We start from the raw sequence: 23,528 nt of genomic DNA, 5'->3' as shown, positions 1-23,528 counted from the left end.
TTGCGCCGCCTCCTGTTAGCTCGAACCAAGGTAGGAAATCGCTTGGGAAGTCAGGCGCGGGGCATAAAGAACCCATAAAGGCTGGAGCATAGTGGCGTTTTCAGGCAGCGCCTCCGCAGTACCGGCGGAAGGTCGCGTTTCGGATCGGCTGTGTCAAAAAAATCTTGCCAACACTGTTGTATCGTTTCATTCGGCCATATTCTCGACACCGAGATTGTCGACCTCTTCCCGCAGGCTGGGACCACCCGGCGCTCACCGAGCGCCCGCTTCCGCCTCCTTTATGGGGAGGCAGGGGCGGGCGTTTTGCGCCTTTCGAGAGATCATCCACTTGTCATACGACAAACCCTCCGGGCACGTCACGAAACGTATCGTGCTGCACTTTCCGGGCTTTGAGCCCTTGGACGCCATCAGGCACCAGGCGCGCTACAAGCGATCAGCGGTGAAGACCGCCAAGCTTCAGGACTTCGAGGTCGAGGTGGGACCGGTACAGACCGAAGGGCAAAGCCGCTACTTCGATGTCGACAGTCAAGGTGCCGACTGGCAAACGTCGAGCCGCGTCTATGTTTTCGATCACGACGAAATCGTCAAAAGCCTGAACGGCCGGTCGACGCTGCGCAGAATGGTTGCGGGATATTCGAGTGCCGCGCGCGTCGTCTGGGAAGGCGGCGCATTTTCCTACTTCCGACACGCCTGGCGCTTCGGCCTGTTCTTCATTTTTCCGTTCCTGCTCGTCGCGATCGGCATTGGCTTGAGCCTGCTGATCGGCACCGCGCCCTATTGGCTTGCGCTGGAGTCTTCGCTTCTGGTCCTGAGCGCGATCGTCGCCTACGTCGCCTTCTTCCGGCTCTTTCTTCCCTGGTCGGACCGGTGGCATACGCTGCACCTTTTTTCCGATTGGGAGCTGGCCGTCGCGGTCGCCAGCCTGGAAAAACCCTATTTCCAGCAGTGGGTTGAGGATAACCTGGCGTCCGTGCGGGCGGCACTCAGCGAGCCGGCCGACGAATACCTCATCAGCTCCCACAGCATGGGCTCAAGCATCGCCACTCAGGTGATCGGCACTTTGGTGGAAAGGGAGCCGAGCCTGTTTGCGGGAAAGCGGGTCGTCTTTGTCACGCTCGGCGGCGCGATCCTGCAATGCGCATTGCTTCGCTCGGCCGACGTCTTGCGGGCGCGCGTCGGCGCGATCGCCCGTGTGAAGGACATCTTCTGGTTCGATGTCCAATGCCTGACCGATGCGATCAATTTCTACAGATGCCAGGTGGTGGCACTCGCCGGGCACCACGATGCGCCCCAGCCGCCGATCGTCTTCATACGGCTAAAGCACATGCTTTCACCGGAACGCTATCGCAGGATCAAGCGCGATTTCCTTCGGGTTCACCGCCAATATGTGCTCGACGCCGACGTCCGCGCGCCCTTCGATTTTACGCTGATGACGGCCGGACCGCTCCCGGCCGCCTCATTTGCAAATCCGAACTGACGAAGGCGTCTCAGGATTTCAGCAGGGAGATCCCGCTTTCCCGATCGAAGAGGTGGAGACCTTCGGGCTCGACCGCGAAGGTGACAGCGTCGCCCGGTTTCGGGCAGGCGCTGGCCTTGACCAGCGCGCCGATTTCCTTGCCAGCAAAAAGGAAGGTCACCAACGCGTCATTGCCGTGAAACTCGACGAGATCGGCAATGCCTGACATGCGATTGGGGCTGGCCTCGGCGATTTTCAGATCCGCCGGCCGTATGCCGAGCACCAGCGGTTGGCCATGGCGCAGGGCGAACTTTCCATCCGAGATCGAGAAGTTACCGCCGGCACTGCGCAGCAGCCATCCGCCTTCGGTCTTCTCGGTGGCGACGTCGATGAAGTTCATGTTCGGCGTGCCGATGAAGCCGGCGACGAAGAGGGTGCGCGGGCGCTCGTAGATTTCGGCGGGTGTGCCGACCTGCTCGATCGCGCCGCCCTTCATCAGGACGATCCGGTCGGCAAGCGTCATCGCCTCCAGCTGGTCGTGGGTTACGTAGATCGTCGTGGTCTTCAGCTTCTGGTGCAGCCGTGCGATCTCAACGCGCATGTGGTTGCGAAGCTTGGCGTCGAGATTGGAAAGCGGTTCGTCGAAGAGGAAGACGCGCGGCGTTTTGATCATGGCGCGGGCGATGGCGACACGTTGCTGCTGGCCGCCCGACAATTCGGTCGGCTTGCGCGCAAGATAGGGATCGAGCCCCAGCGTCGCAGCCACAGCACGGATGCGCGTGTCGATCTCCGCCTTCGGCACCTTCATTCGCTTCAGTCCGAAGGCGATGTTGTCGTAGATCGTCATGTGCGGGTAGAGCGCGTAGTTCTGGAAAACCATGGCGACGCCGCGGTCGCGTGGCGGCAGGTCGTTGACCGTCCGCCCGCCGATCGACACGGTGCCGCCGGATATGTCTTCAAGACCGGCGATCATGCGCAGAAGTGTGGACTTGCCGCAGCCCGAAGGACCGAGAAACACGATGAACTCGTGATCGGCCACATCGAGGTTGAAATCCCTGATGACGTCGACGGCGCCATATTGCTTGTCGACGTTGGAGCAGACGATGTTCGCCATGGCTCAATCCTTCCCGCTGTCCATGAGGATCTGCAGCTTGATGTCGGTCGGCCGGGCTGATGCGGCTCGCTCGAAGGCTTTGATGCTGTCTTCGAACCGGAACGTGTCTGTGATCAGCGGCTTCAAGTCGACCTTGCCCGATGCGATCAGTTGCAGCGCACGGTCGAAGATATTGGCGTAGCGGAACACCGTTTCGATGCGGACCTCCTTCGAGATCGCGCCCGGCACGTCGAACTGGACGGCTTCGACCGGCAGACCGACCAGCACGATGGCGCCGCCCGGTCGAACGAGATCGAAGATCCCCGAAAAGGCTTTGGCACTGCCGCTTGCTTCGAACACGATGTCAGCGCCCCAGCCGCCGGTCTCGGTGGCGATGACGTCGGCAAAGGCGCGATCAGCGATGTTGACCGGGATGATGCCCGGATATTGGGCGGCGATCGCCAGCTTCTCGGCGCTGAAATCGGAGATGAAGACGCGGCTGCAGCCACCGGCAAGGGCTGCAAGCGCCACCATGATGCCGATCGGACCGCAGCCGATGACAGCGGCGATATCGCCGGGCGCGATGCGGGCGCGGGCTGCCGCCTGCATGCCGATGGCGAAAGGTTCGACCATCGCACCTTCGGCAAAGGAGACGTTATCCGGCAGCTTGTAGGTGAAGGCTGCGGGATGGACGACGAAGGGGGCGAGCACGCCGTGCACCGGCGGCGTCGCCCAGAAACGCACCTTGGGGTCGACATTGTAGATGCCGAGCTTTGAGGCGCGAGAGCTGAGATCGGGAACACCCGGCTCCATGCAGACGCGGTCGCCGACTTGAAGCCCTTCGACATTGCTGCCGACCGCGATGACGGTGCCGGCCGCCTCGTGGCCGAGCACCATCGGTTCGCGCACGACATAGGGGCCGATGGCGCCGTGGGTGTAATAGTGCACATCGCTGCCGCAGACGCCGACCGTGTGGATGGCGATCTTGACGTCATCCGGGCCGAGTTCCAGCGGGAGATCGATCTCCCTGAGCGCGAGCTTGCCTTTTTGCTCGAGGACCAACGCTTGCATGAAGGATTTCCTTGTTTTTACTGTGTCTTGCGCTTGAAGGCGCTGTTGAGCATGCCGCTTAGGACCCCGATGAAGAGCAGCGGTGGAATGGAGAGCAGCACGACGGAGGCGTTGAGGATGCCCCAGGGCACGTCACGGCCGAGCTGGGTCAGTTCCGAGGCGACGATCGGCAGCGTCTTGGCGTCCGACGTCGTCAGCATCAGTGCGATCAGGAACTCGTTCCAGACGAGCACGAAGGCAAAGGCGACGGCGCCAATTAGCGAGCGGAGTGCGATCGGCAGCGCAATCAGGAAGAAGATCGCATAGGGACCGTAGCCATCGACGCGGGCCGCTTCCTCGACTTCCTTCGGCACCCGGGCAAAGGCCGGGACGCTGAGCCAGATAATGGTCGCGAGCGTCAGCAGCGAATAGGTGACGATCATCGACAGACGCGTGTCGTAAAGCCCGAAGTCGAGCCAGATGACCATCAGCGGAATGGCGATCGCCACCGGCGGCAGGAAACGCAGGGACAGCACGAAGAACTGGATGTCGCGGGACCAGCGGTTTGGATAACGCGCGATCGCATAGGCAGCGGGTAGGCCGAGCGCGGCACCGATCAGAACCGCAGCGCCCGATATCAGCAGCGAGTTGACGAGGCCGGCAAAGACGCTTTCACGGCCGAGCACATAGGCGAAGTTGTCGAGTGTCGGCTCGAAGATGAAGAGCGGCGTCGGCGTGACGATGTCGACGCGGTTCTTGAAGGCGTTGAGCGCCGTCCAGAACATCGGAAAGACGGCGGAGAAGGCGGCAAGGCCGAGGATCAGCCGACCGATGAGGCGGCCAAGGGTATGTGCGGTCATCACTGGACCCTCTTCCAGATGAAGGTGAAGGCGATCGAGGTGGCGATCATCATCAGCACGGCCATGCTCGAGGCATAGGAAATGCGGCCGGACTCGATGAAGCCTTGCGAAAAGGCGTACATGTCGAGTGTCTCAGTCGCGATGCCGGGGCCGCCGCGGGTCATGACGTAGATCAGGTCGAAGGCGCGCAGCGACTCGATCATCTTGACGAAGGTGAGCGAGATCAGTGGCGCCTTCAGCATCGGCAGGGCGATGAAGGCGTAGATCTCCCAGGTGCGGGCGTGGTCGAGCCTTGCCGCCTCGAACGGCTGTGGCGGCAGCGTCTCCAGCAACTTCAGCACGATGACGGCGAAGAACAGGCCCCATTGCCAGACGTCGACGAGCGCGACGGTCGCAAGTGCGGTTGCGGGATTGGAGAGCAGGTCGAGCGGCTGGCCTGTGATCGCCTTGTAGGGATAGGTTGCTATACCATAGAGCGGATGAAAGGCGAACTTCCAGACGAAGGCGGCCGAAACGCGCGGCAGGATCACCGGCACAAGAAACAAGAGCGCCAGCAGATTGCGTGTGCGCGGCGAGACGCATTCGAACAGAAGGATGCCGAGGCCGACGGCGATCAATAGCGTCATTCCGACGGTCACCGCTTCCCAGGTCAGGGAGACGCCGATGGCGTTGATGAAACGGCGATCCGAGAGCAGGTCGATATAGTTGGCGAAGCCAATGAGGCTGCCGTCGGGGCGGCTAAGCTCGCGGTTCTGGAAGGAGATGTAGATCGCATAGGCCGTCGGCACGAGGGCGAGAACGGCGAGGATCCCCATGGCCGGGGTGAGGAACACCGCCGGCAGACTGTTTTTCTGCTTCATGTCATGACGTCCTACGGCTTGTCGCGCCGATGGTGCAGCGGTCCACCGGCGCGGCTTTTTGCCTGCCGATGGACCCTGGGAGGAACGGTGTTACTGGCTGCGGGCAACCAGGTCCTTGGCAAAGCCGTCGAGCTCGTCGAGGCCTTCCTTGATGTCGCTGCGCGTTCCGGTGATCAGCTCTTCCAGGATGATGCCCCAACGGTCGCCGAGATCAGGCCATTGCGGGCTCTGCCAGAAATTGACGGCAGTGACCTTGCCGGTGTCGGCGAGCGCCTGGCCGAGATCGGGGCCGTAGAGCTCGGCGAATTTCGGGCTGGTCATGATGCTGGTGCGGTTGAGCTCGCTGAACTGATTGGCCTCGAGCCGCCGCGCCTCGTTTTCCTTGGAGGTCGCCCACGCGATGAACAGACCGGCGCATGTCTTGGAGGCCTCGTCCTTGTTGGCCTTAGTGCCGATCGCCAGACCGTGGCCGTAGCCGCCGCCCGTCAGCGGTGCCGGAGGCGGCAGGTAGCCGACCTTGCCCGCCACCTTCGAGGATTTCGGATCGATCGCCATGCCGACGAGCGGGGTGGATTCGATGAGCATCGCCACCTGGCCGGAGGTGAAGGCGCCGACTGCCTCGTCCCAGCCGCCGGTCTGGCTGCCCGGTGCCGAGTACTTGAACAGTTCGAGATAGGTCTCGGTCGCCTTGACTGCCTGTTCGTCGTCGAAGACCGGCGTCTTGCCGTCGAACCAGTTGCCGCCGAACCCCTTGAAGAATGGCATCCAGCGCCAGACATTGGCGCCCGAGCCGCGCTGGCCGCGCAGTGCCGTGCCATAGATGCCCTGGTCCGGTTGATTGAGCTTCTTCACCGCGGCGATGTATTCGTCGAGCGTCTTCGGCGGCGCGATGCCGGCCGCTTCGAGCAGGTCCTTGCGGTAGACCATGAGGTCGCCGCCGCCGGTGATCGGCGCAAACCAGACCTTGCCGTCATAGGTCGCGACCTTCTGCCGGCCGGGATCGAAATCGGCATAGTCGTAGTCCGCAGGATAGTAGTCCATCAGCGGTGCGACCCAGCCGGCGGACGCAAAGAGCGCAACATTGGCCTCGTCGATGTAGTAGACGTTGTACTTGCCGATGGTCGAGGCGTCGGCCTTTGTCTTGGCGCGCCGGTCGTTTTCGTTGAGATAGTCGATTTCGAAGGATGCGCCGCCGGAGAGCTTCTCGAATTCGGACTTGTAGTCCTCGAGCAGCGTCAGGCCGTCGCGCGGCTGGGCGAGCACCTTGATCGTGCCCGAGCATTCGGCGGCGACCGCGACATTCGTCAGGCCGGTGGAAAGTAGGCATGCGAAGGCGATGCTCGAAACGAGCGTCTTGGTTTTTTTCATGTGAAGGACCTCCCCAAGGTCTTTGCGATACGCGCCGGAAACTCCTCAGTTCCAACGCACTCTTCCGGGTAGCGAACCGTTTCGCTGCCCACGATGATAGGCGCAATGATCCACCGAGCTAGCGCGCTCGATGCGGCCAATCTGTACTTTCTTGCGAGATTCTACCCATGATAAGCTATTTGCAGCGCAGCAAACGCAAGGATTCATCGTCTACATTCGGGAGCTGGCCCTAAAGGCGTGCGGGACGGCGCTGTCCCGTCAGCCGCCGATAAGCTGACGGCGTCATCTTGTGCTGCCGCAGGAAGGTGCGGTTGAAGTTGGAGATGTTGAGGTAGCCGACTTCGAAGCAGATGTCGGTGATCGGCATGTCGGTTTCGGCCAAAAGCTTGCACGCCTGCCAGATGCGCAGCTTGTTGACGTGATCGGTGAAGGTGTTGCCGGTGTTCTTCTTGAAGAAGCGGGAAAAGGCCGTTTCGCTCATGCCGGCGCGCCTGGCGAGATCGGCCAGGTGGATATCGGTCGCAATGTTCTCGTAGATGAAGGCCAGAGCGCCGCGGAGCACGTCGAGCGATTGCTGGTCGAGCTCCGGCGCGAATTCCGGCGAGGAGAGCAGTTCGTATTCCTCGGTGCTGACGAGAAGATTGAGCAGCTGGATGAACAGTGAGAAGCGAGAGAACCCCTGAAGGTTGCCCATGCGCTCGATCAGTTCGGCGCCTTGTGCCCGGGTCTCTCCATGAAACACCAGGCCGCGTTCGGCGCGAGCAAAGAAGGCCTCCAGCTCAGCGAATTCAGGCAAGGCGTCGGTGATCTCGCGCATGCGATCCGGATGGAACTGGATGACGATATCGCGACCTTGGATGATTTCGTCGGGCTCGGTGACCGTCACCCAGTCATGCGGAAGATTGCTGCCGATGACGGTGACGTAGCCGGGGCCGAACTGGCCGATGTGATCGCCCACGAAGGCGAGGCCCGAGGCTTTCCGGATGAGATGGATCTCGATCTCCGGATGGAAATTCCAGACGTTGCGCTCCCAGGGGTAATCGTCGAGACGCCAGAGAAACGTCTCGTTGACGCCGGTCACGATGTGCTCGAAGGTCGGCGGGTTGGTCGCAAGCGAAGCGGGCTTGGCCGGCGCGCGCCGGGAGCTTCGCGCCGTACTCATTGCCCGGTCCTCGTTCGCCCGGTCCTTCTTGGAACAGTACCGATCGTTCGTCTCCCCTTGGAGAGGTCTTTCCTAGGCGCGCTCCGCCCAGATCTTCGCCAGTTCGACGAGCGTTTTCACGCTCCGCTCCATGTCCTGCCGGCTCACCCATTCGAGCGGCGAGTGGAAGGCGTGACCGCCGGCAAAAAGGTTGGCCGAAGGCAGGCCCATGAACGACAGCCGCGAGCCGTCCGTGCCGCCGCGGATGCTGCCGCGCACCGGCTGCATGCCGGCGCGCCGGATCGCCTCGACGGCGTTCTCGACGATTTCCGGATGGCGATCGAGCACGGCCTTCATGTTGCGATACTGTTCCTTGACCTCCAAGCTGTAGGTCGAACCGGGATAGGACGTCATGACGTCCCTGACGATCGCTTCGAGCATCGCCTCCTTCTTGGCCAGCCCAGCCTCGTCGAAATCGCGCACGATGAAGCCAAGCTGCGCCTTGTCCATCGAGCCGGTCACACCGGTCGGATGCACGAAGCCCTCACGGCCCTCGGTGCCTTCGGGAGACAAGTCTCGTGGCAGCCGGATAATGATGTTGCCGGCGATCTTGATGGCGTTCTCCATCTTGTCCTTCGCGAAACCGGGATGGATGGCAACGCCGTGGATGATAATCTCGACGCCATCGGCGGAAAAGGTCTCATCCTCGATATGCCCGGCTGTCTCACCGTCGACGGTATAGGCAATTTCGGCACCGAGCTTTTTAAGGTCGACCTTGTCGACGCCGCGGCCGATCTCCTCGTCGGTGGTGAACAGCAGCTTGATCGTGCCGTGCTTGATATCGGGGTTGTCGACGAGCATCTGCGCCGCCGTGACGATCTCGGCAAGGCCGGCCTTGTCGTCGGCGCCGAGCAGCGTCGTGCCGTCTGTCGTGACGATGTCGTTGCCGATCTGGTCGTTCAGAGCCGGATGATCGGCGACGCGGATGACCTGCTGCGGGTCGCCCTTTAGCCGGATGTCACCGCCCTGGTAATTGCTGAGGATCTGCGGTTTGACGTTGGTGCCGGTGAAGTCAGGGGCCGTGTCCATATGCGAGCACCAGCAGATGACCGGCACAGGCTTGTCCACATTCGAAGGAATGGTGGCGTAGACATAACCGTTTTCGTCGAGATGCGCGTCGGAAAGACCGATCGCGAGCAATTCCTCGACAAGCACGCGGCCGAGGTTCTTCTGCTTCTCCGTGGAAGGCTGGGTCTTCGACTTCGGGTCGGATTGAGTGTCGATGACGACATAACGGAGGAAGCGGTCGAGAACGGTATCGGTCATGAGCGGGATCCAATGCTGGTGGGCGTGGATTCGCTATACTCCCAGACCGGGACGAGGGCCAGACCGGGAGTAGGGAAAGTGCGTGGCCGCCCATCCTTGAGGACGGCCACGTCTGCTCGCCGGATATCAGCCTCTTGAAGCACGCGCATTAGCAGCGCTACATCAGTACGTCTTGCCGGCCTGTCCCTCGGGTGCTGCCTCGTTCTTGGTTCCTTTAAACTCCGCGGCCAGCTTGGATGTCGCAGCGACCAGCAGGCTGACGTCGTTACCGACCGCGACGAAGGTTGCGCCAAGTTCAAGGTAGCGGCGTGCGAGCGCCTGGTCGGAGGTGAGAATGCCGGCCGCTTTTCCGCGCGACTGGATGCGCAGCAGCGCCGCTTCGACTGCCTCTTGTACTTCCGGCGCGCCGGGCTTGCCGAGGAAACCCATATCGGCAGCAAGGTCGGCCGGGCCGATGAAGATACCGTCGACGCCATCGATCGTGGCGATCTCGTCGAGGGCGGCAAGGCCGGCGCGGCTTTCGATCTGCAGCAGCAGGCAGATCTCGTCATTGGCCGTCTGCAGGTAATCCGGGATGCGGTTGAAGGCGGACGCCCGCGCAAGGGCCGCGCCGACACCGCGCACACCGTGGGGCGGATAGCGCACGGCGCGCACCAGCGCGCGAGCCTGTTCGGCGCTTTCGACCATCGGTATCAGCAGCGTCTGTGCGCCGATATCGAGGATCTGCTTGATCATCCAGGTTTCGCCGATCGGCGGCCGGACGATGGCGTGGCTTGGCGAGGCTGCGAGCGCCTGAAGCTGTGCCGCCAGAAGCGGCACGTCGTTCGGGGCGTGCTCGGCATCGAGCAGCAGCCAGTCGAAGCCGGCGCCGCCACAGACCTCCGCGGTATAGGGATTGGCGAGCGCCAGCCAGAGCCCGATCTGCGTGCGTTTCTCGGCGAGAGCCTGTTTGAACGGATTGCGGGGAGCGGGCATGGTCGTTCCTATTCGAAGAAGCAGCTGACCGTGCCGGATGGTCCGAAATCGGCGACGATGGTATCGCCATGGCGGGCCTCGACCGGGCGGATGAAGGAGCCGGCAAGCACGATCTGGCCGGCCTCGAGCCGGTCCCCGTAAAGCGAGAGACGATTGGCGAGCCAGGCGATGCCGCGGGCCGGATGGTTGAGCACGCCAGCGCCGAGCCCCGTCTCCTCCACCTCGGCGTTGCGCGAGACGATTGCGCCCATCCAGCGCATGTCGACAGCGTCGGGCCGCATCTGCCGGCCGCCGAGCACGATGCCGGCATTGGCGGCGTTATCGGAGATGGTATCGACGATAGTGCGTGCCTTCTTGGTTTGCGGATCGACGCGCAGGATGCGGGTGTCGAGGATTTCGAGCGCCGGCGTCACGTAATCCGTCGCATTCAGCACGTCGAAAACCGTGACGTTGGGGCCGGTAAGCGGCGCCTTCATCACGAACGCGATCTCGGCCTCGATGCGCGGCTGGATGAAGCGGGTGCCGGGGATGCGCGCACCGTCCTCGAATAGCATGTCGTCGAACAGCACGCCGGAATCGGGAATGTCGATGTTGAGCGCATATTGCATCGCCTTCGAGGTGAGGCCGATCTTCCAGCCGATCACCCGGCGCCCTGCGGCAATCTTATGCTTCACCCAGGCGGCCTGCACCGCATAGGCGTCATCCATGGTCATCTCAGGGTGCTTGAGCGAGAGCAGGCCGGTCTGGACACGCTCTCGTTCGGCGCTGTCGAGCGCGGTAGCCGCTGCCTCGATGTCGGTCTTGTTGAGCATAGGTCAGGCCTCGTCTGCGATCGGGTTGATGAGCGTGCCGATGCCTTCGGCCTCGACCTCGACAATATCGCCGGGCTTCAGCCAGATCGGCGGGTCGAAGCGGGCGCCCGCGCCGGTCGGCGTGCCGGTGACGATGACATCACCGGGAATCAGCGTCGTGAAGGTCGAGACGTAGTTGATGATCTTGCGGAAGGAGAAGATCATCCGGCTGGTGCGGTCCTGCTGCCGCACCTCGCCGTTCACCCGCGTTTCGAGCTTGATATCGGCAAGCTGGGCTTCATCGGTGAAGGGCACCAGCCAGGGGCCGATCGAGCCGGTTCGGTCGAAGTTCTTGCCCTGCGTGACGTTGAACTTGGCGTGGCGCACCCAGTCGCGGATCGTGCCCTCATTGCAGAGCGAAAGAGCCGCGATGTGGTCGAGTGCTGACGCCTCCGAAATACGACGGCCGCCCTTGCCGATGACGATGACGATCTCGCCTTCATAATCGAGCTGCGGGCTTTCCGGCGGGCGGATCAGCGGCTGCCCGTGCCCGGTAAACGAGCGCGGGAAGCGGATGAACAGCGACGGGTTGGAGGGGGCCGCCTGGCCGTCTTTGTACTCTTCGTTGCGGTCGGGGAAGTTGACGCCGACGCAGATGATTTTTTCCGGCGCCGGCACCGGGATCTCAAAGCGGATGTCATCGAGCGAAATGTCTGCCGGCAGCCCGCCTGCCTCGTCGGCAAGGCGAACGAGCGCGCTTGCTTCGATCACCTCGCGCAACGTCGGCCAGGTCGACGCATATCGCTTGGAAAGATCGATCAAACCACTTCCGGAAACGAGGCCGTAGCCCCGTCTTTCGCCGGCTGAAAAGGTGACAAGTCGGGGGTGGGTCATAGGGCGGCTTTCGTTCCGTTCCGATGTTTGTTCAGCGCACCGGCGACTTCGGTGATGACCTGGTAGGCGGTGTCGGCATCCTTTTCCGTCATGTCGAACTGACCAGCCTGGAACCGGATCGCAACGTGGCCGTCGACACGGGTTTGCGTCAGGTAGATGCGGCCATCGTCATTGATCGCATTGACGAGAGCAATGTTGTGGGCGTCCGGATCTCCGGTAGTGCGATGGCGGAAAGAGAACAGCGACAGCATGGGTTGAGTGACGATCTCGAAGTCCCTGTGTTCGGCGAGCCGCTCCGCGAGCTGCTCGGACCAGCGCACGTGATTGCGGATCATCGTCTGCAGACCGGCGAGCCCGTGGAACCGCAAGAGGAACCAGAGTTTCAGCGCCCGGAAGCGCCGGCCAAGCGGGATCGTCCATTCCGAATAGTTGATGATGCCGTCGCGGCCATGGGTCTTCAGATATTCCGGCTGGATCGCCAGCGTCTTCACCAGATCATCGGGGCTGCGGATGAAATGCGCCGAGCAGTCGAACTGGGCGCCCAGCCATTTGTGCGGGTTGAAGACGATCGAATCCGCCGTCTCGACGCCGGCCCAGAGTTCGCGAAACTCTTCACAGATCATCGCGGCCCCGGCCCAGGCGGCGTCGACATGGACGTAAAGACCATGGGCATGCGCCACCCGCACCACCTCGGCGATGTCGTCGCAGGCGCCCGTACTCGTCCCGCCGGTGCAGGCGATCACGCCCGCCGGCAACAGGCCCGCCGCCTTGTCCCTGAGGATGGCTGCTTCCAGCGCGCTCACATCCATCGTGCGTCGCGACCCCTTGGCCGGGATGCGTACGAGATTTTCCTCGCCGATGCCCGACACCCAGATCGCCCGGTCGATCGACGTGTGAACCTGATCGGAGGAATAGATGCGAAGTTGCTTCTGGCCGGGGAGGCCTTTCTTGTTGCCCTGCCAGCCGAGCGCCTTCTCGCGCATGACAAGGACGGCCGAGAGCGTCGCCGAGGAGGCCGAATCCTGGATCACGCCGGAAAAGCCCTCCGGCAGGCCGATCGCCTGTCGCAGCCAGTCGAGCACTTTCGTTTCGAGCTCGGTCGCCGCCGGCGAGGTTTGCCAGAGCATGCACTGCGCCGCCATGGCGGTGACCAGATATTCGGCGACGACCGAGACCGGTGCGGCATTCGCCGGGAAATAGGCGAAGAAGCGCGGATGCTGCCAATGGGTCATGCCGGGCAGGATGATCTTCTCGAAGTCCTCGAAGATCGCTTGCATGTCCTCGCCCGTCTGCGGCGGCCGCGACGGTATCTGGGCGGCAATTGCACCCGGCGCCGTCTGGGCCCGCACCGGCCGGTCGCGCAACGATGCGCGATAGTCGGCACCCCATTGCGCTGCCTTCAGCGACCATTCGCCGAAACTCTTCTGATCCATCTGCTTCCTCCCGTCCTGCTCTCTTGGCCCTACCCGATCCCTGTTGCCAACTGTCAGGGCGCGATGATCGGTTGCGCCTTGAGGATCGAGTCCCGGATATCGGCTCCGGCAAAGACGCTGCCTTCCTCGAACCAGGATTTCGGCGCCGGCGCGCCCCAGAGCGTCTGGCGCTGCGGGTCCTTCAGGTCCCATTTGATCGGCTCGAGATCCGGGTCGACCGTCTGGTAGTCCGAGCAATAGATCTCGATGCGGTGGCCGTCCGGATCGCGCACATAGAGGAAGAAGGCATTGGAGATGCCGTGTCGGCCGGGGCCGCGCTCGATATTGGCGAGCCAGCCGGAGGTCGACATCAGGTCGAGCAGGTCGATGATGTTGAGCGGCGTCGGCACCCAGAAGGCGGTATGATGCAGGCGCGGTCCGCGGCCATTGGTAAAGGCGATGTCGTGCACGCCGCCCTTGCGATGGGTCCAGGCGGCCCAGAGCCGTCCAGTCTCCTCGTCGGCGGTGTATTCCGTCACCCGGAAGCCGATCTCGTTGTAGAAGGCGACGGCCTCGTCGACATCCGGCGAGAAGCAGTTGAAATGATCGATGCGCAACGGCTTCACGCCGCGATAAAGCGCATACTTCTGGTGGATCGGCGGCAGGCGGTCCATCTTCGAATAGAATTCGAGCGGGATGCCCTGGGGGTCGCGGGTGCGGAAGGTCCGCGACTGGTAGGGGCGTTCGATCCACTCGACAGGCAGGCCCTTGGCCCCAAAGAAATGCGCGGCCTTTTCGAGGTCCTCCTCGCCATAGACCTTGAACCCCAGGTCGCGGGCCTCGGCAGTCGCCGCCTTCTTCAGGATAATGCAATGGTGGCCGCGCTCCTCCATGGCGCGCAGATAGATCGTGTCCGCCGTCTCGTCGGTGACCTGCAGGCCAAGCACGTCCACATAGAAGGCGCGCGATTTGGCGAGGTCCGTAACGGCGAGCTCCACATGGCTCAGCCGCACGATGTTGAAGGGCGGGTAGAGGTTCGGTTTCGGCAAGGGCATTGATGTCTCCTCCAGATTTTTCTGCCAGCGCGCTCAGCCGCCGAGCTTGGCGATCGCATGCGCCGAGCTGGCAAAGGCGATGTTCTTGGTTTCCATGTAAAAATCGAACGACCAGTCGCCGCCGTCGCGGCCGATGCCCGAGCTCTTGACGCCGCCGAAGGGCGTCGGCAGGTGGCGCACGTTCTCCGAATTTACCCAGATCATCCCGGCTTCGAGGTGATCGGTAAAGCGGAAGGCGCGGGTGACGTCGGAGGTCCAGAGATAGCCGGTCAGGCCATATTGTACGTCGTTGGCCAGCGCCAGCGCGTCCGCCTCGTCCTTGAACGGGATCGCCGTCAGCACCGGCCCGAAGATCTCTTCCTGCGCAATGCGCATGGTATTGTTGGCGCCGGTGAAAAGCGTCGGGGTGACATAGCAGCCACCGCCCGGACCGACGAACTTCTCGCCGCCAGCTGCAACAGTAGCACCTTCCTCGCGGCCGATGCGAATGTATTCGAGCACCTTCTTCTCGTGCACCGGATGGATGAGCGGGCCGACGACGGTTTCCGGATCGAGCGGATGACCGACCTTGATGCGCTTCGCCTTTTCGGCGACGAGCGCGGTGAAGCGCTCGTAGATGCTGTCCTCGACCAGCAGGCGCGAAGACGAGGTGCAGCGTTCGCCGTTTAGCGAGTAGATCATGAAGACCGCCGCATCGGCGGCGCGTTCGAGATCGGCATCGGCAAAGACGATCACCGGGTTCTTGCCGCCGAGTTCGAAATGAACCCGCTTCAGCGTCTCGGCACCCTGCTTCATGATCATCGAGCCGGTGCGGCTCTCGCCGACGAAGCCGATCGCCTTGATATCGGGGTGCTCGGTGAGCGCCCGTCCGGCATCCTCGCCGAAGCCGTTGACGAGGTTCCATACGCCCTTCGGCAGGCCCGCTTCTTCGGCGATCTCGACCAGCAGCCGCGCCGTCAGCGGCGAGAATTCCGCCGGCTTGTGCACGACCGTGCAGCCGGCGGCAAGCGCAGGCGCAATCTTCCAGGTCGACAGCATGAACGGCGTGTTCCAGGGGGTGATGATACCGACCGGGCCGATAGGCACGCGTGTCGTCATGTTGATCTGATTGCCACCACGCAGCACCTTGCCGTCGCGCGCTTCAGGCGCCCGGTCGGCGAAAAAGCGGAAGTTCTCGGCACCGCGCAACGCCGCCTTGGCCATGAATTTCAGCGATTGTCCGGTGTCCATGCACTCGACAAAGGCGATCTCTTCGGCGCGGGCAACGATCGCGTCGGCAATCTTGTGAAGCAATTTCTTACGCGTTTCGCCGGGCATAGCGGCCCATTCGGCGAAAGCAGCCTTCGCGGCCTTTGCCGCCCGGTCGATGTCCGAGGCCTTGCCGCGGGCGATTTTTGCGAGCGGTTTCAGATCAACCGGCGAGATCGTCTCGAAGGTCTCGCCGTCAAGTGCCGGAACGGCTTCGCCGTTGATATGGTTCAGCACACCATCGCTGCGGAAGCGGGCGAGGTAGTGTTCCGCCTTGGCGAGGTTTTCATCGAGCTTGGACATGGTGTTCTCCGATGCTGGCGCAGACTTTCGCCGCGCGCTGCTGTGCTTTGGGGAGGGGCTGCGCCTAGCCTTTGGTGGCGCGCAGCCGCGGGTGAATGGCGTTCTTTTTCCAGCTCAGATCCGGGTCGATCTCCCGGATCTCCAGGCTGAGAGCGAAATGCGGCGCCTCGAAAAGCATCGCGAGTTCATCGCCGACGGCCTTGAAAATGGCTTCCCCAGTCGCCTTCTTCTCGGCTTCGCTGCGGCCGCGACCGATGCGGAAGGACAGGTCGATGAAGCCATTTTCCGGCAAAAGGTCGGCGATCGCATAATCGGCGCTGCGGATCGTGCGCACCCTGATGGCGCCGAGCTCGAAAAGGCCGGTGCCGAGGATCGTCTTGTGGACGGTCCGGCAAAGCCGGGCGAAGTCGACGCGCTCGTCGAGATTGCCCGAGTATTCGATTGTCAGGTGCGGCATCTTTCCTCCCGATGCGCTCTCATATATTTAACACGTTAACAAAATTGATGGCGGTGTCAAGAAGCTCGAAGTCTCTGTTCGCGCCTGCCAATTGCAGAACGAAAGAAAATGTCCGATAGAACGCTCATGAGCCGCGAGAAAACCACTGCTGACCTTGGCCACGACGCCCTTTTGCCGCACAACACCCGCCGTTCGCTCCCGATTGCCCTGTTGCGGGCACGCGAAGCGGTCATGGCGCATTTCCGGCCGATGCTGGCGCGCCACGACATCACCGAGCAGCAATGGCGGGTGATCCGTATCCTGGCGGAAGCCGGCCGGGTCGATGCGTCGGAAATGGCCGACAAGGCCTTCATCCTGGCGCCGAGCCTCACTCGCATCATCCGCTCGCTCGAGGAGCGCGGCCTGATCACCAAGCACAAGGATGCCGACGACGGCCGGCGCGTCCTGCTGGAGATTGCACCCGAGGGCATGCGGGTGATCGCCGACGTCAGCCCCGAGAGCCGGGCGATCTACGAGGACCTCGAGACCCGCTACGGCCGCGAGCGCGTCGAAGTCCTGCTCGACATGCTTGACGAACTGGCCAGCCTCAACGACTGAGCGTTTTTGGCTCTCGGTCATCATGTGAAGCCCAGCTCCTTTGCGAGTGCTAGTGCCTCGTCGGCATAGCGCAGGACACGCTCGCGGGCGCCCGGCAGTTCCGGCCGCGCCGAGAGCCAGCCGATATAGGTGAGACTGCGAAGCACGAGGAACAGCGGCAGGCTGGACAGCGTCTCGGCGCTGAGTGCGCGCCGACTGCGATAGCCGGCAATCAAGGCCGTCTCTACCATCCCGTAAGCCGGCTCGCGCCGATTCTTCAGCAGGGTGGTGGCAATGTCGAAAAGGCGAAAGCCGTAACCCGCATCGTCGAAATCGATGAATTTGACCCCCGCCTCGCCGACCAGCACATTTTCTCGAACGAGGTCCGCATGGATCAACCCGAAATCCTTAGCCGGAGTCGGTAGAGTTGCGAGGTGTCGCCTGAGGTCGCCGCGCAACGCCGAAAGGGCCGTGGCTTGCGCTGACGACAGGCCCTCGCACTCCCAGAAGCGCCCCCAGAGCGGACGTTCTCCAAGCAAGCTGTCCTCGTCCCAGGCCGGACGCCAAAAGCCACCGGGTGGCGTCCAGCCGTCGGCGAGGTTGTGCATCTCGGCCATGGAGGCGCCGAGCGCCGAGAAGATCTCGACGAGCCTCTCGGGTGAGTGGGACAGCGGTTTACCGCTTTCGCCCAACGGCTCTCCGTCCATCCAGTTGATCACATCGGCATGCTGTGCGGCAAACGCGCCACCTTCAGGCAGGGCGACAAGCAAGCGCCCGTCCGTCGTCGCGATCGGTTGCGGCACCGCGAGACCGCTGTTGCCGAGTGCTGCCATCCATTGCAGTTCCGAGTGCAGTGCCGCCGCACTGTGATAGCCGGCGCGGTGCAGCCGCAGCGCCGCCGGGCGACCATCGGCCAGGTGGACGCGAAACACCGCGTTTTCCCGGTACTTCAGCAACTCCGGCTCTTGGCCAGCAATGCCCCAATGGGCAAGTGCCTGGCGCGCCCGGTTGTCGAGCGCGTCACGAAAGGGTTTGGGCAGGTCCGCAGACATCAGCCGCTCACAGACCGGAAAGCACGTCGTCGAGCGTCGACAGCATGAAATCCGCATTTTCGCGGGTAAACGGCATCGGCGGACGGATCTTGGTCGTGCACTGGTGGATGCCGAGCTTGCCCATCAGCACGCCGCGTTCGCACATGTCGTTGATCACCTTGGTCGCGATTGTACTCGCGGGCGTCTTCTCAGCGCGATCGGTGACGAGCTCCGCACCGAAGAACAGTCCGCTGCCTCTGATGTCGCCGATCATTCCATGTTTGTCCGCAAGCCGCGCGAGGCCGGCCTTGGCATAGGCGCCGACTTGGGCGGCGTTCTCGATGAGGTTTTCGTCTGCGATCACATCGAGCACGGTCATGGCCGCCGCGCAGGAGACCGGATTGCCGCCGAAGGTGTTGAAGTAGCGGAACGCCTTGCGGAAGGCGTTGAGCGTTTCGGCGCCCGCCACGACGCCGCCGATCGGGTGGCCGTTGCCCATCGGCTTTCCGAGCGTGACGACATCGGGAACGATGCCCGCCTTCTGGTGCCCCCACATATGGCCGCCGGTTCGGCCGAAGCCCGGCTGCACTTCGTCGGCGATCAGGAGCCCGCCTGCCTTTCTGACGGCGGCGACGGCGCCGTCGAGAAAGCCGGAGGGCAGTTCCGGAAATCCTTCGTTGGCGAAGAAGGGATCGATGATCAGCGCGGAGAAGCCGTGCGGGCTTTGCTGCAGCGAGGCGATCGCTTCCTCGACCTTGGCGGTGAAGGCCGCGGCAAAGGCGGCGCCCGGCTCGCCGCCAAGCGGCCGGTAGCTGTCGGGCGCCGGCACGTGGCGGACATGGCCGCCGAAGCCGCCGACCGGCGGCATCCGGGTCGAAAGCTGAGAAACGGCGGCGGTATTGCCGTGATAAGTGTGGTCGGTGGCGATCACCCCGGTCTTGCCGGTCACGGCCTGGGCCATGCGCAGCGCCACGTCGTTCGCCTCGCTGCCGGTGCAGGTCAGAATCGCCGTGTCGAGGCTGTTGTCGAAGGTGGCGGTCAGACGCTCGACATATTCGAGAATGCCTTCATGCAGATAGCGGGTGTGGGTGTTGAGGGTTGAGGCCTGCCGGGCGATCGCCTCGGTCACCCGCGGATGGCAATGGCCGACATGCGGTACGTTGTTGTAGCAGTCTAGGTAGCGGCGGCCGTCAGCATCAAAAAGCCAGATGCCTTCGCCACGCACGAGATGCACCGGCTCCTCGTAGAACAGCGACATGTTGCGCCCGAGCAGCCGCTCGCGGCGCGCAATCAGGTCCCGGTTGTCGCCCATCGCGCTAGCCCCGTACTGCGGTCAGGCCGGCGTCGAGGGCCGTGAGGATGCGGGCGACGTCGCCTGCGGTCACGATCAGCGGCGGCGACAGGATGACGTTGGCGCCGGATGTGCGCACCATGACGCCGGCATCATAGGTCACGTCCTGAACCTTCTGGACGACATCCTTTGCGGCACCGGCCTTCTTCTCCCTGTCCGAGACGAGTTCGATCGCGCACATCAGCCCCTTGCCGCGCACGTCGCCAATCAGTTCATGCCGGGCCTTCAGCGCTTCGAGGCCGGCGATCAGCTCATCGCCGCGTGCCCCAGCATTGGCTGCGACGTTGTGCTTACGGGTTTCCTTCAGGGTTGCGAGTGCTGCCGCAGCACCCACCGGATGGCCGGAATAGGTGTAGCCATGGCCGATCGAACCGGCAGCCGTCTTGTTGCTTTCGAAAGCCTCGGCAACCTTGTCCGAGATCATCACGGCGCCGAAGGGATAGTAGCCATTGGTGATCGCCTTGGCGGTCGACATGAAATCCGGCTTCACGCCAAAGAGACGCGAGCCGGTCCAGGCACCGGTGCGGCCGAACGCGGTGATCACCTCGTCGGCGATGAGAAGAATGCCGTGGCGGTCGCAGATCTCGCGCATCAGCGGCATGAAGGTTTCGTGCGGCACGATCACGCCACCCGCACCAAGCACCGGCTCCATGATCAGCGCCGCGATCGTGTCGGCCCCCTGGAAGGCGATCTCGTCTTCGAAGAGCCGCGCGATCGCCTTGGCGATAACGGCGCCATCGGTCGTGTCGAAGGGGTTGCGATAGGTATAGGGCGCTGGCAGATGATAGACGCCCGGCAGCAGCGGCTCGTAGTTGCGGCGGAAATTGGCGTTGCCATTGACCGAGGCGCCGCCGAAATGGGTGCCGTGATAGCCCTTCTTCAGCGCGACGAATTTGGTGCGCTCGGGCTGGCCGTTGAGCTTGTGGTACTGGCGGGCAAGCCGCAGGCAGGTCTCGACGGAATCCGAACCGCCGGAGGTGAAGAAGGAGCGGCTGAGGCCATCCTCGCGGAACCATTCGGCGAGTTCGTAGGAAAGCTCGATCAGCGGCGAATTGGTGGTGCCGCGAAAGGTCGAATAGTAGGGCAGCTCGTCGAGCTGGCGGCGGATCGCCTCCTTCACCGGTTCGCAGGAATAGCCGAGATTGACGTTCCAGAGGCCGCCGACCGCATCGAGCACCTTCTTACCATGGATGTCGACGATCTCGACGCCTTCGCCGGCATTGATGATGCGCGGTGGCGTTGCCTGCATCTCGGCCGGATGCGCCATCGGATGCCAGAGATGGCGGGCGTTGTTCTCGATGAGGAAGTTGGTTTCGCGCATGGTCATGCTCCTGTCAGTTCAAGGCCGAGCATTTGAAGCGCTCTGGCATAGCTTTCTGCGGGTCGGGTGACGTCGAAATGGACGTGAGGCAGGCCGACGGCCCGCGCACCCTCGATGTTCTTCAACTGGTCATCCGCGAAGACGCAGGCTTCGCGCGGCAAATTGAGCTGGCTCAGCACCAGCTCGTAGGCACGCGGGTCCGGTTTCAGGATATTGGTGTAGGTGGCGTCGACGATCGTCTCGAAGAGCTCGATCAGCGGGAAGCGCTTACGGAACGCGACGCCATAGAAGAGGTCGAGTTCATTGGAGAGGATCGCGAGCCGAATGCCGGCCTTATGGGCGGCGACGATCGCGTCGCGCGTCTCGGGCCGGAGCACCAGTTCCGGTTCCGCCCCACGCGCCCGCTGCACGAAGGTTTTCATGTCGCTCCAGTCTTCGCCAAGCAGGCGGCCGACTTCGCGGGTGCGTTCCGTCCAGTAGTCCCGTTCGGTGATTTCGCGCCGCTGCATGGCGGCCCAGAGCGGGTCGGTTGCGGGGTCGAAGGGACCGCGCCACGTAAGAGTGCCGGGCGCGAGCCCGAGCGCACGTTCGGTGATGTCGTGGGTTTCGAACAGCGTGCGGGTGACGACGCCGCCGAAGTCGAGGATCAGCGCCTTGTCGGTCATGGTGTTCGTCATGGCCGGCCCTCGGGCACGATGCCGCGCGCCACCCAGTCGTCGAAGATCGCAAGCGCGGCTTGCGAGAACGCCGGCGCATTGATGTGGCTGTCGACCTCGTGCAGGGCGACGCCTGAGGGGATCTGCCGGCGCATCTCCTCGATGAAAGCATCGAGTGCGTCCGGTTCGTAGAGCGGCTCGTCGGGCTGGTCCCATTCCTGGATCCCCTTGAGCGGCAAGATGAAAGCGACTTCCGCGCTGATGCCGGCAAGCTTGCCGCCGATGACGCGGGCGATCTCGCGCCGCCCCTCCGACGAGGTGGTCACCGAGCCGAGCAGCCGGTTGTGGGCGTGATAGGGGCGGTCGGCAAAGGCTTGCGGAACCGGTTGCCAGGCCGGCAGGTCGACCATGTCGACGGCGCCTGGCGCGACGATCTGTGGGATTCCGGCACGTCCGGCATTCTCCAGCCGGTCGGGCCCTGATGTGACGACAGTTCCGTGGTGATGGTTGCTGACCTCCTGAATGCAGAAGTCGAAAACCGCGGTAAAGCCCTTCTCAGCCGCGATCGCCTCGAAGGCGCGGCCGCCCATGCCGGTCGAATGGAAGACAGCGACGTCATAGCCGCGGCGTTCGAGTTCGGGCTTCAGGTATTTCATGTATTTGAGGCAGCTCGACCCGAGCGAGGTCATGCCAATCAGCGGCCGCGTCTTGTCCGGCCTGGTGCCGAAACGTGCGGCACCAACGACCGCGCCACAGGCCTGGGAGAGAACCGAGCGGCAGATGCCGTTGAGGCCGTAGAGGCCGCCGGCCCACAGGATCATCATCAGGTCGGGCGCAATGCGCTCGGGCGGCAGCAGGTGCGAATAGGCGATGGTCGAGACGATGAATTTCGGCACGCCGAGCGGCAGGGCCGCGGCGACGTCGAGGGCGAGATCCGTGCCCATCGAGCCGCCGAGGATGATGACGCCATCGGCCTGCCCGGCCTCGTAGAGCGAACGGGTGAGGGCGGCCGCCCCCTCTGCCATCAGCGCCATGGCGCTGTGTTCGTCGCCGCTGGCGGCGATTGCCGCGATGGTGACGCCGGCTGCTTTGGCGATGTCGTGACGGGAGTATTCAGGCACATAGGGCGGATCACCGAGAATGCTGACGTCCATCATCACAGGCATGCCGCCGGCTTCGCGGATGACGGACGCCATGAACTGGAGTTCGTCGCATTTGGTGTCTCCCGTACCCACGACCAGGATATTGGGGAGACGGTTCATGGCATTCATCAGCCGGCCCTCCTTGCCAGCGGATCGGCAGCAACCTGCTCCAACCCGAACAGTCTTTCGGAAATGCGTCTCGCCGCCGCCATCGCGGCGCGCCCCATCTTTTCCACCGTCTCCTTGTCGGCCCGCGTTGCGGGGGCTGCGATGGCGATCGCGCCGACCGGTGTGCTGCCTGGCGCGCGGATCGGTGCAGCTACACTGACGACGCCGGTTTCGAGCCCGTGATGGCAGATCGAGTAGCCGCGCCGGAGGGTCTCGCCCAGGGTCTGGCGCAGGACTGCGGGGTCCGTCTGCGTCTGATCGGTAAAGGCCTTGAGCGGCGCCGACAGGGCCGCGTCGATGTCCTTCGGCGGGCAGAAGGCAAGGAAGCCAAGACCGGACGCGGTCGCGTGGAAAGGCAGGATGCTGCCGACATCGACGATGACGCGGTGGGCCCGCTGCGAGTCCTCCACGTGAACAGTCGAAAGGCGGCCGGCGGTGTATTCAGAAAGGTGAACGGTCTCGCCCGCTAGGCTCGCAAGCTCCCGGGCGAAGGGGATCGCCACGCTCAGATAGGGGAAGCGCGCCTCACGGATACGGGCAAGCCGCACAGGCGCTCCGCCCAGACGATAGCGCCGGGTCTCCGCGTCCTGCTCGACAAAGCCGTGCTTTTCCAGTTCGACGAGAAAGCGTCGGGCAGTTGCCTTGTCGAGCCCGCAATGCCGCGCGATATCGCTGAGACCTGCTTCCTTCTCGAGCCGCGAGATCGCGTCAAGCAAAGTCAGGGCCTTACCGATGGTGCTCATCCATTCCTCCGTCGTTGAGCGCCGTCGCAAGTCATCTCTGCCTGTTCCCTTTCATGGGGCGGTGCGTCCGCTCTCGTGGTTTGTCTCTGGCCGAGATACTTAACATGCGAAATAACTTGACAGGGCCGAACGCTTTTTGCAAGTCTATATTTGAAGCTAAGGTTCATATATTGAACCGAAAGACTTGCGCGGCCAAGACAAAAACAAATCCCCGCGCTTCAAGTTCGCTTCAGGGAGCTGCCGCCGGAGAG

Annotated in this window: 22 protein-coding genes; 2 read left to right on the top strand and 20 right to left on the bottom strand. The window is 63.2% G+C overall.

Features of this window, described 5'->3' with window-relative positions; all coding sequences use genetic code 11:
- The first annotated feature begins 328 nt into the window (after positions 1 to 328).
- Positions 329 to 1,477 (top strand): hypothetical protein, encoded by a 1,149-nt coding sequence (locus tag ACTJKM_RS28920; RefSeq protein ID WP_440661455.1) that lies wholly within the window; start codon positions 329 to 331, stop codon positions 1,475 to 1,477.
- Between the two features lie 10 nt (positions 1,478 to 1,487).
- Here the strand turns inward: ACTJKM_RS28920 and ACTJKM_RS28915 are convergent, their stop codons facing one another.
- The 14 genes from ACTJKM_RS28915 to ACTJKM_RS28850 form a co-directional block, all read right to left on the bottom strand.
- Positions 1,488 to 2,570 carry an ABC transporter ATP-binding protein gene (locus ACTJKM_RS28915; protein ID WP_440661454.1) on the bottom strand — a complete coding sequence of 361 codons (1,083 nt, stop codon included), beginning with the start codon at positions 2,568 to 2,570 and terminating at the stop codon, positions 1,488 to 1,490.
- A 3-nt stretch (positions 2,571 to 2,573) separates the two neighbouring features.
- A complete protein-coding gene (locus ACTJKM_RS28910) occupies positions 2,574 to 3,620 on the bottom strand; it encodes an NAD(P)-dependent alcohol dehydrogenase (RefSeq protein ID WP_058327620.1) in 1,047 nt (348 codons plus the stop codon).
- A gap of 17 nt (positions 3,621 to 3,637) precedes the next feature.
- On the bottom strand, positions 3,638 to 4,459 hold the full coding sequence (locus tag ACTJKM_RS28905) for a carbohydrate ABC transporter permease (RefSeq protein ID WP_058322702.1): 822 nt from the start codon (positions 4,457 to 4,459) through the stop codon (positions 3,638 to 3,640).
- Positions 4,459 to 5,319, bottom strand: coding sequence for a carbohydrate ABC transporter permease (locus ACTJKM_RS28900; RefSeq protein ID WP_058327621.1), 861 nt, complete (start codon positions 5,317 to 5,319; stop codon positions 4,459 to 4,461). The genes ACTJKM_RS28905 and ACTJKM_RS28900 overlap by 1 nt, the downstream gene beginning before the upstream one ends.
- Before the next feature lie 90 nt (positions 5,320 to 5,409).
- Positions 5,410 to 6,687: an ABC transporter substrate-binding protein gene (locus tag ACTJKM_RS28895; RefSeq protein WP_082663546.1), complete on the bottom strand. Its 1,278-nt coding sequence runs from the start codon at positions 6,685 to 6,687 to the stop codon at positions 5,410 to 5,412.
- Positions 6,688 to 6,916: 229 nt separating this feature from the next.
- Positions 6,917 to 7,849, bottom strand: coding sequence for a helix-turn-helix domain-containing protein (locus ACTJKM_RS28890; RefSeq protein ID WP_058327622.1), 933 nt, complete (start codon positions 7,847 to 7,849; stop codon positions 6,917 to 6,919).
- 72 nt (positions 7,850 to 7,921) lie between these two features.
- Positions 7,922 to 9,154, bottom strand: coding sequence for a peptidase T (gene pepT, locus ACTJKM_RS28885; protein WP_440661452.1), 1,233 nt, complete (start codon positions 9,152 to 9,154; stop codon positions 7,922 to 7,924).
- 162 nt (positions 9,155 to 9,316) lie between these two features.
- On the bottom strand, positions 9,317 to 10,129 hold the full coding sequence (gene hpaI, locus ACTJKM_RS28880) for a 4-hydroxy-2-oxoheptanedioate aldolase (RefSeq protein ID WP_113513323.1): 813 nt from the start codon (positions 10,127 to 10,129) through the stop codon (positions 9,317 to 9,319).
- A gap of 8 nt (positions 10,130 to 10,137) precedes the next feature.
- Entirely contained in the window at positions 10,138 to 10,941 is an 804-nt protein-coding gene (gene hpaH / locus ACTJKM_RS28875) for a 2-oxo-hept-4-ene-1,7-dioate hydratase (RefSeq protein WP_058327625.1), read from the bottom strand.
- A gap of 3 nt (positions 10,942 to 10,944) precedes the next feature.
- Positions 10,945 to 11,814, bottom strand: coding sequence for a fumarylacetoacetate hydrolase family protein (locus tag ACTJKM_RS28870; RefSeq protein ID WP_058327626.1), 870 nt, complete (start codon positions 11,812 to 11,814; stop codon positions 10,945 to 10,947).
- Positions 11,811 to 13,247 (bottom strand): pyridoxal phosphate-dependent decarboxylase family protein, encoded by a 1,437-nt coding sequence (locus ACTJKM_RS28865; protein ID WP_440661451.1) that lies wholly within the window; start codon positions 13,245 to 13,247, stop codon positions 11,811 to 11,813. The genes ACTJKM_RS28870 and ACTJKM_RS28865 overlap by 4 nt, the downstream gene beginning before the upstream one ends.
- Before the next feature lie 53 nt (positions 13,248 to 13,300).
- Positions 13,301 to 14,281, bottom strand: coding sequence for a 3,4-dihydroxyphenylacetate 2,3-dioxygenase (gene hpaD, locus ACTJKM_RS28860; RefSeq protein ID WP_058327628.1), 981 nt, complete (start codon positions 14,279 to 14,281; stop codon positions 13,301 to 13,303).
- 33 nt (positions 14,282 to 14,314) lie between these two features.
- On the bottom strand, positions 14,315 to 15,832 hold the full coding sequence (gene hpaE / locus ACTJKM_RS28855) for a 5-carboxymethyl-2-hydroxymuconate semialdehyde dehydrogenase (RefSeq protein ID WP_113513331.1): 1,518 nt from the start codon (positions 15,830 to 15,832) through the stop codon (positions 14,315 to 14,317).
- A 64-nt stretch (positions 15,833 to 15,896) separates the two neighbouring features.
- Positions 15,897 to 16,289 (bottom strand): 5-carboxymethyl-2-hydroxymuconate Delta-isomerase, encoded by a 393-nt coding sequence (locus tag ACTJKM_RS28850; RefSeq protein WP_440661448.1) that lies wholly within the window; start codon positions 16,287 to 16,289, stop codon positions 15,897 to 15,899.
- A gap of 108 nt (positions 16,290 to 16,397) precedes the next feature.
- Here ACTJKM_RS28850 and hpaR point away from each other — a divergent pair, with 108 nt between their 5' ends.
- On the top strand, positions 16,398 to 16,886 hold the full coding sequence (gene hpaR, locus ACTJKM_RS28845) for a homoprotocatechuate degradation operon regulator HpaR (RefSeq protein WP_058322713.1): 489 nt from the start codon (positions 16,398 to 16,400) through the stop codon (positions 16,884 to 16,886).
- Positions 16,887 to 16,906: 20 nt separating this feature from the next.
- On the opposite strand, the gene ACTJKM_RS28840 is transcribed toward hpaR, so the two are convergent.
- The 6 genes from ACTJKM_RS28840 to ACTJKM_RS28815 are packed head-to-tail and all read right to left on the bottom strand — an operon-like array spanning position 16,907 to position 23,277.
- Entirely contained in the window at positions 16,907 to 17,917 is a 1,011-nt protein-coding gene (locus ACTJKM_RS28840; RefSeq protein ID WP_058327632.1) for a phosphotransferase enzyme family protein, read from the bottom strand.
- 7 nt (positions 17,918 to 17,924) lie between these two features.
- The gene (locus ACTJKM_RS28835; RefSeq protein WP_440661447.1) at positions 17,925 to 19,208 is read right to left on the bottom strand and encodes an aspartate aminotransferase family protein; all 1,284 of its coding nucleotides are present in this window, start codon (positions 19,206 to 19,208) and stop codon (positions 17,925 to 17,927) included.
- A gap of 4 nt (positions 19,209 to 19,212) precedes the next feature.
- Complete coding sequence (locus ACTJKM_RS28830) at positions 19,213 to 20,568, bottom strand: aspartate aminotransferase family protein (protein ID WP_113513335.1); 1,356 nt, start codon at positions 20,566 to 20,568, stop codon at positions 19,213 to 19,215.
- Between the two features lie 2 nt (positions 20,569 to 20,570).
- Positions 20,571 to 21,245 (bottom strand): HAD family hydrolase, encoded by a 675-nt coding sequence (locus ACTJKM_RS28825; protein ID WP_440661446.1) that lies wholly within the window; start codon positions 21,243 to 21,245, stop codon positions 20,571 to 20,573.
- A complete protein-coding gene (locus tag ACTJKM_RS28820; RefSeq protein WP_058327635.1) occupies positions 21,242 to 22,495 on the bottom strand; it encodes a Tm-1-like ATP-binding domain-containing protein in 1,254 nt (417 codons plus the stop codon). Before ACTJKM_RS28820 ends, ACTJKM_RS28825 begins: the two co-directional genes overlap by 4 nt.
- Complete coding sequence (locus ACTJKM_RS28815; protein WP_058327636.1) at positions 22,495 to 23,277, bottom strand: IclR family transcriptional regulator; 783 nt, start codon at positions 23,275 to 23,277, stop codon at positions 22,495 to 22,497. The genes ACTJKM_RS28820 and ACTJKM_RS28815 overlap by 1 nt, the downstream gene beginning before the upstream one ends.
- Between the last annotated feature and the right edge of the window lie 251 nt (positions 23,278 to 23,528).

The organism is Ensifer sp. 22460 (genome assembly GCF_052044935.1).
Classification (GTDB): Bacteria; Pseudomonadota; Alphaproteobacteria; order Rhizobiales; family Rhizobiaceae; genus Ensifer.
The sequence above is the reverse complement of the archived record's forward strand: the minus strand, read 5'-3'. Positions and strand labels throughout refer to the sequence as shown.

Coding starts and splice junctions, on each gene's coding strand:
- ACTJKM_RS28915 (WP_440661454.1), bottom strand. CDS start 2,570: ATGGCGAACATCGTCTGCTCCAACGTCGACAAGCAATATGGCGCCGTC.
- hpaI (WP_113513323.1), bottom strand. CDS start 10,129: ATGCCCGCTCCCCGCAATCCGTTCAAACAGGCTCTCGCCGAGAAACGC.
- ACTJKM_RS28850 (WP_440661448.1), bottom strand. CDS start 16,289: ATGCCGCACCTGACAATCGAATACTCGGGCAATCTCGACGAGCGCGTC.
- ACTJKM_RS28820 (WP_058327635.1), bottom strand. CDS start 22,495: ATGAATGCCATGAACCGTCTCCCCAATATCCTGGTCGTGGGTACGGGA.
- ACTJKM_RS28835 (WP_440661447.1), bottom strand. CDS start 19,208: ATGGGCGACAACCGGGACCTGATTGCGCGCCGCGAGCGGCTGCTCGGG.
- ACTJKM_RS28870 (WP_058327626.1), bottom strand. CDS start 11,814: ATGACCCACCCCCGACTTGTCACCTTTTCAGCCGGCGAAAGACGGGGC.
- hpaH (WP_058327625.1), bottom strand. CDS start 10,941: ATGCTCAACAAGACCGACATCGAGGCAGCGGCTACCGCGCTCGACAGC.
- ACTJKM_RS28840 (WP_058327632.1), bottom strand. CDS start 17,917: ATGTCTGCGGACCTGCCCAAACCCTTTCGTGACGCGCTCGACAACCGG.
- ACTJKM_RS28890 (WP_058327622.1), bottom strand. CDS start 7,849: ATGAGTACGGCGCGAAGCTCCCGGCGCGCGCCGGCCAAGCCCGCTTCG.
- ACTJKM_RS28900 (WP_058327621.1), bottom strand. CDS start 5,319: ATGAAGCAGAAAAACAGTCTGCCGGCGGTGTTCCTCACCCCGGCCATG.
- pepT (WP_440661452.1), bottom strand. CDS start 9,154: ATGACCGATACCGTTCTCGACCGCTTCCTCCGTTATGTCGTCATCGAC.
- hpaR (WP_058322713.1), top strand. CDS start 16,398: ATGTCCGATAGAACGCTCATGAGCCGCGAGAAAACCACTGCTGACCTT.
- ACTJKM_RS28895 (WP_082663546.1), bottom strand. CDS start 6,687: ATGAAAAAAACCAAGACGCTCGTTTCGAGCATCGCCTTCGCATGCCTA.
- ACTJKM_RS28905 (WP_058322702.1), bottom strand. CDS start 4,459: ATGACCGCACATACCCTTGGCCGCCTCATCGGTCGGCTGATCCTCGGC.
- ACTJKM_RS28815 (WP_058327636.1), bottom strand. CDS start 23,277: ATGAGCACCATCGGTAAGGCCCTGACTTTGCTTGACGCGATCTCGCGG.
- ACTJKM_RS28830 (WP_113513335.1), bottom strand. CDS start 20,568: ATGCGCGAAACCAACTTCCTCATCGAGAACAACGCCCGCCATCTCTGG.
- hpaE (WP_113513331.1), bottom strand. CDS start 15,832: ATGTCCAAGCTCGATGAAAACCTCGCCAAGGCGGAACACTACCTCGCC.
- ACTJKM_RS28825 (WP_440661446.1), bottom strand. CDS start 21,245: ATGACGAACACCATGACCGACAAGGCGCTGATCCTCGACTTCGGCGGC.
- ACTJKM_RS28865 (WP_440661451.1), bottom strand. CDS start 13,247: ATGGATCAGAAGAGTTTCGGCGAATGGTCGCTGAAGGCAGCGCAATGG.
- hpaD (WP_058327628.1), bottom strand. CDS start 14,281: ATGCCCTTGCCGAAACCGAACCTCTACCCGCCCTTCAACATCGTGCGG.
- ACTJKM_RS28910 (WP_058327620.1), bottom strand. CDS start 3,620: ATGCAAGCGTTGGTCCTCGAGCAAAAAGGCAAGCTCGCGCTCAGGGAG.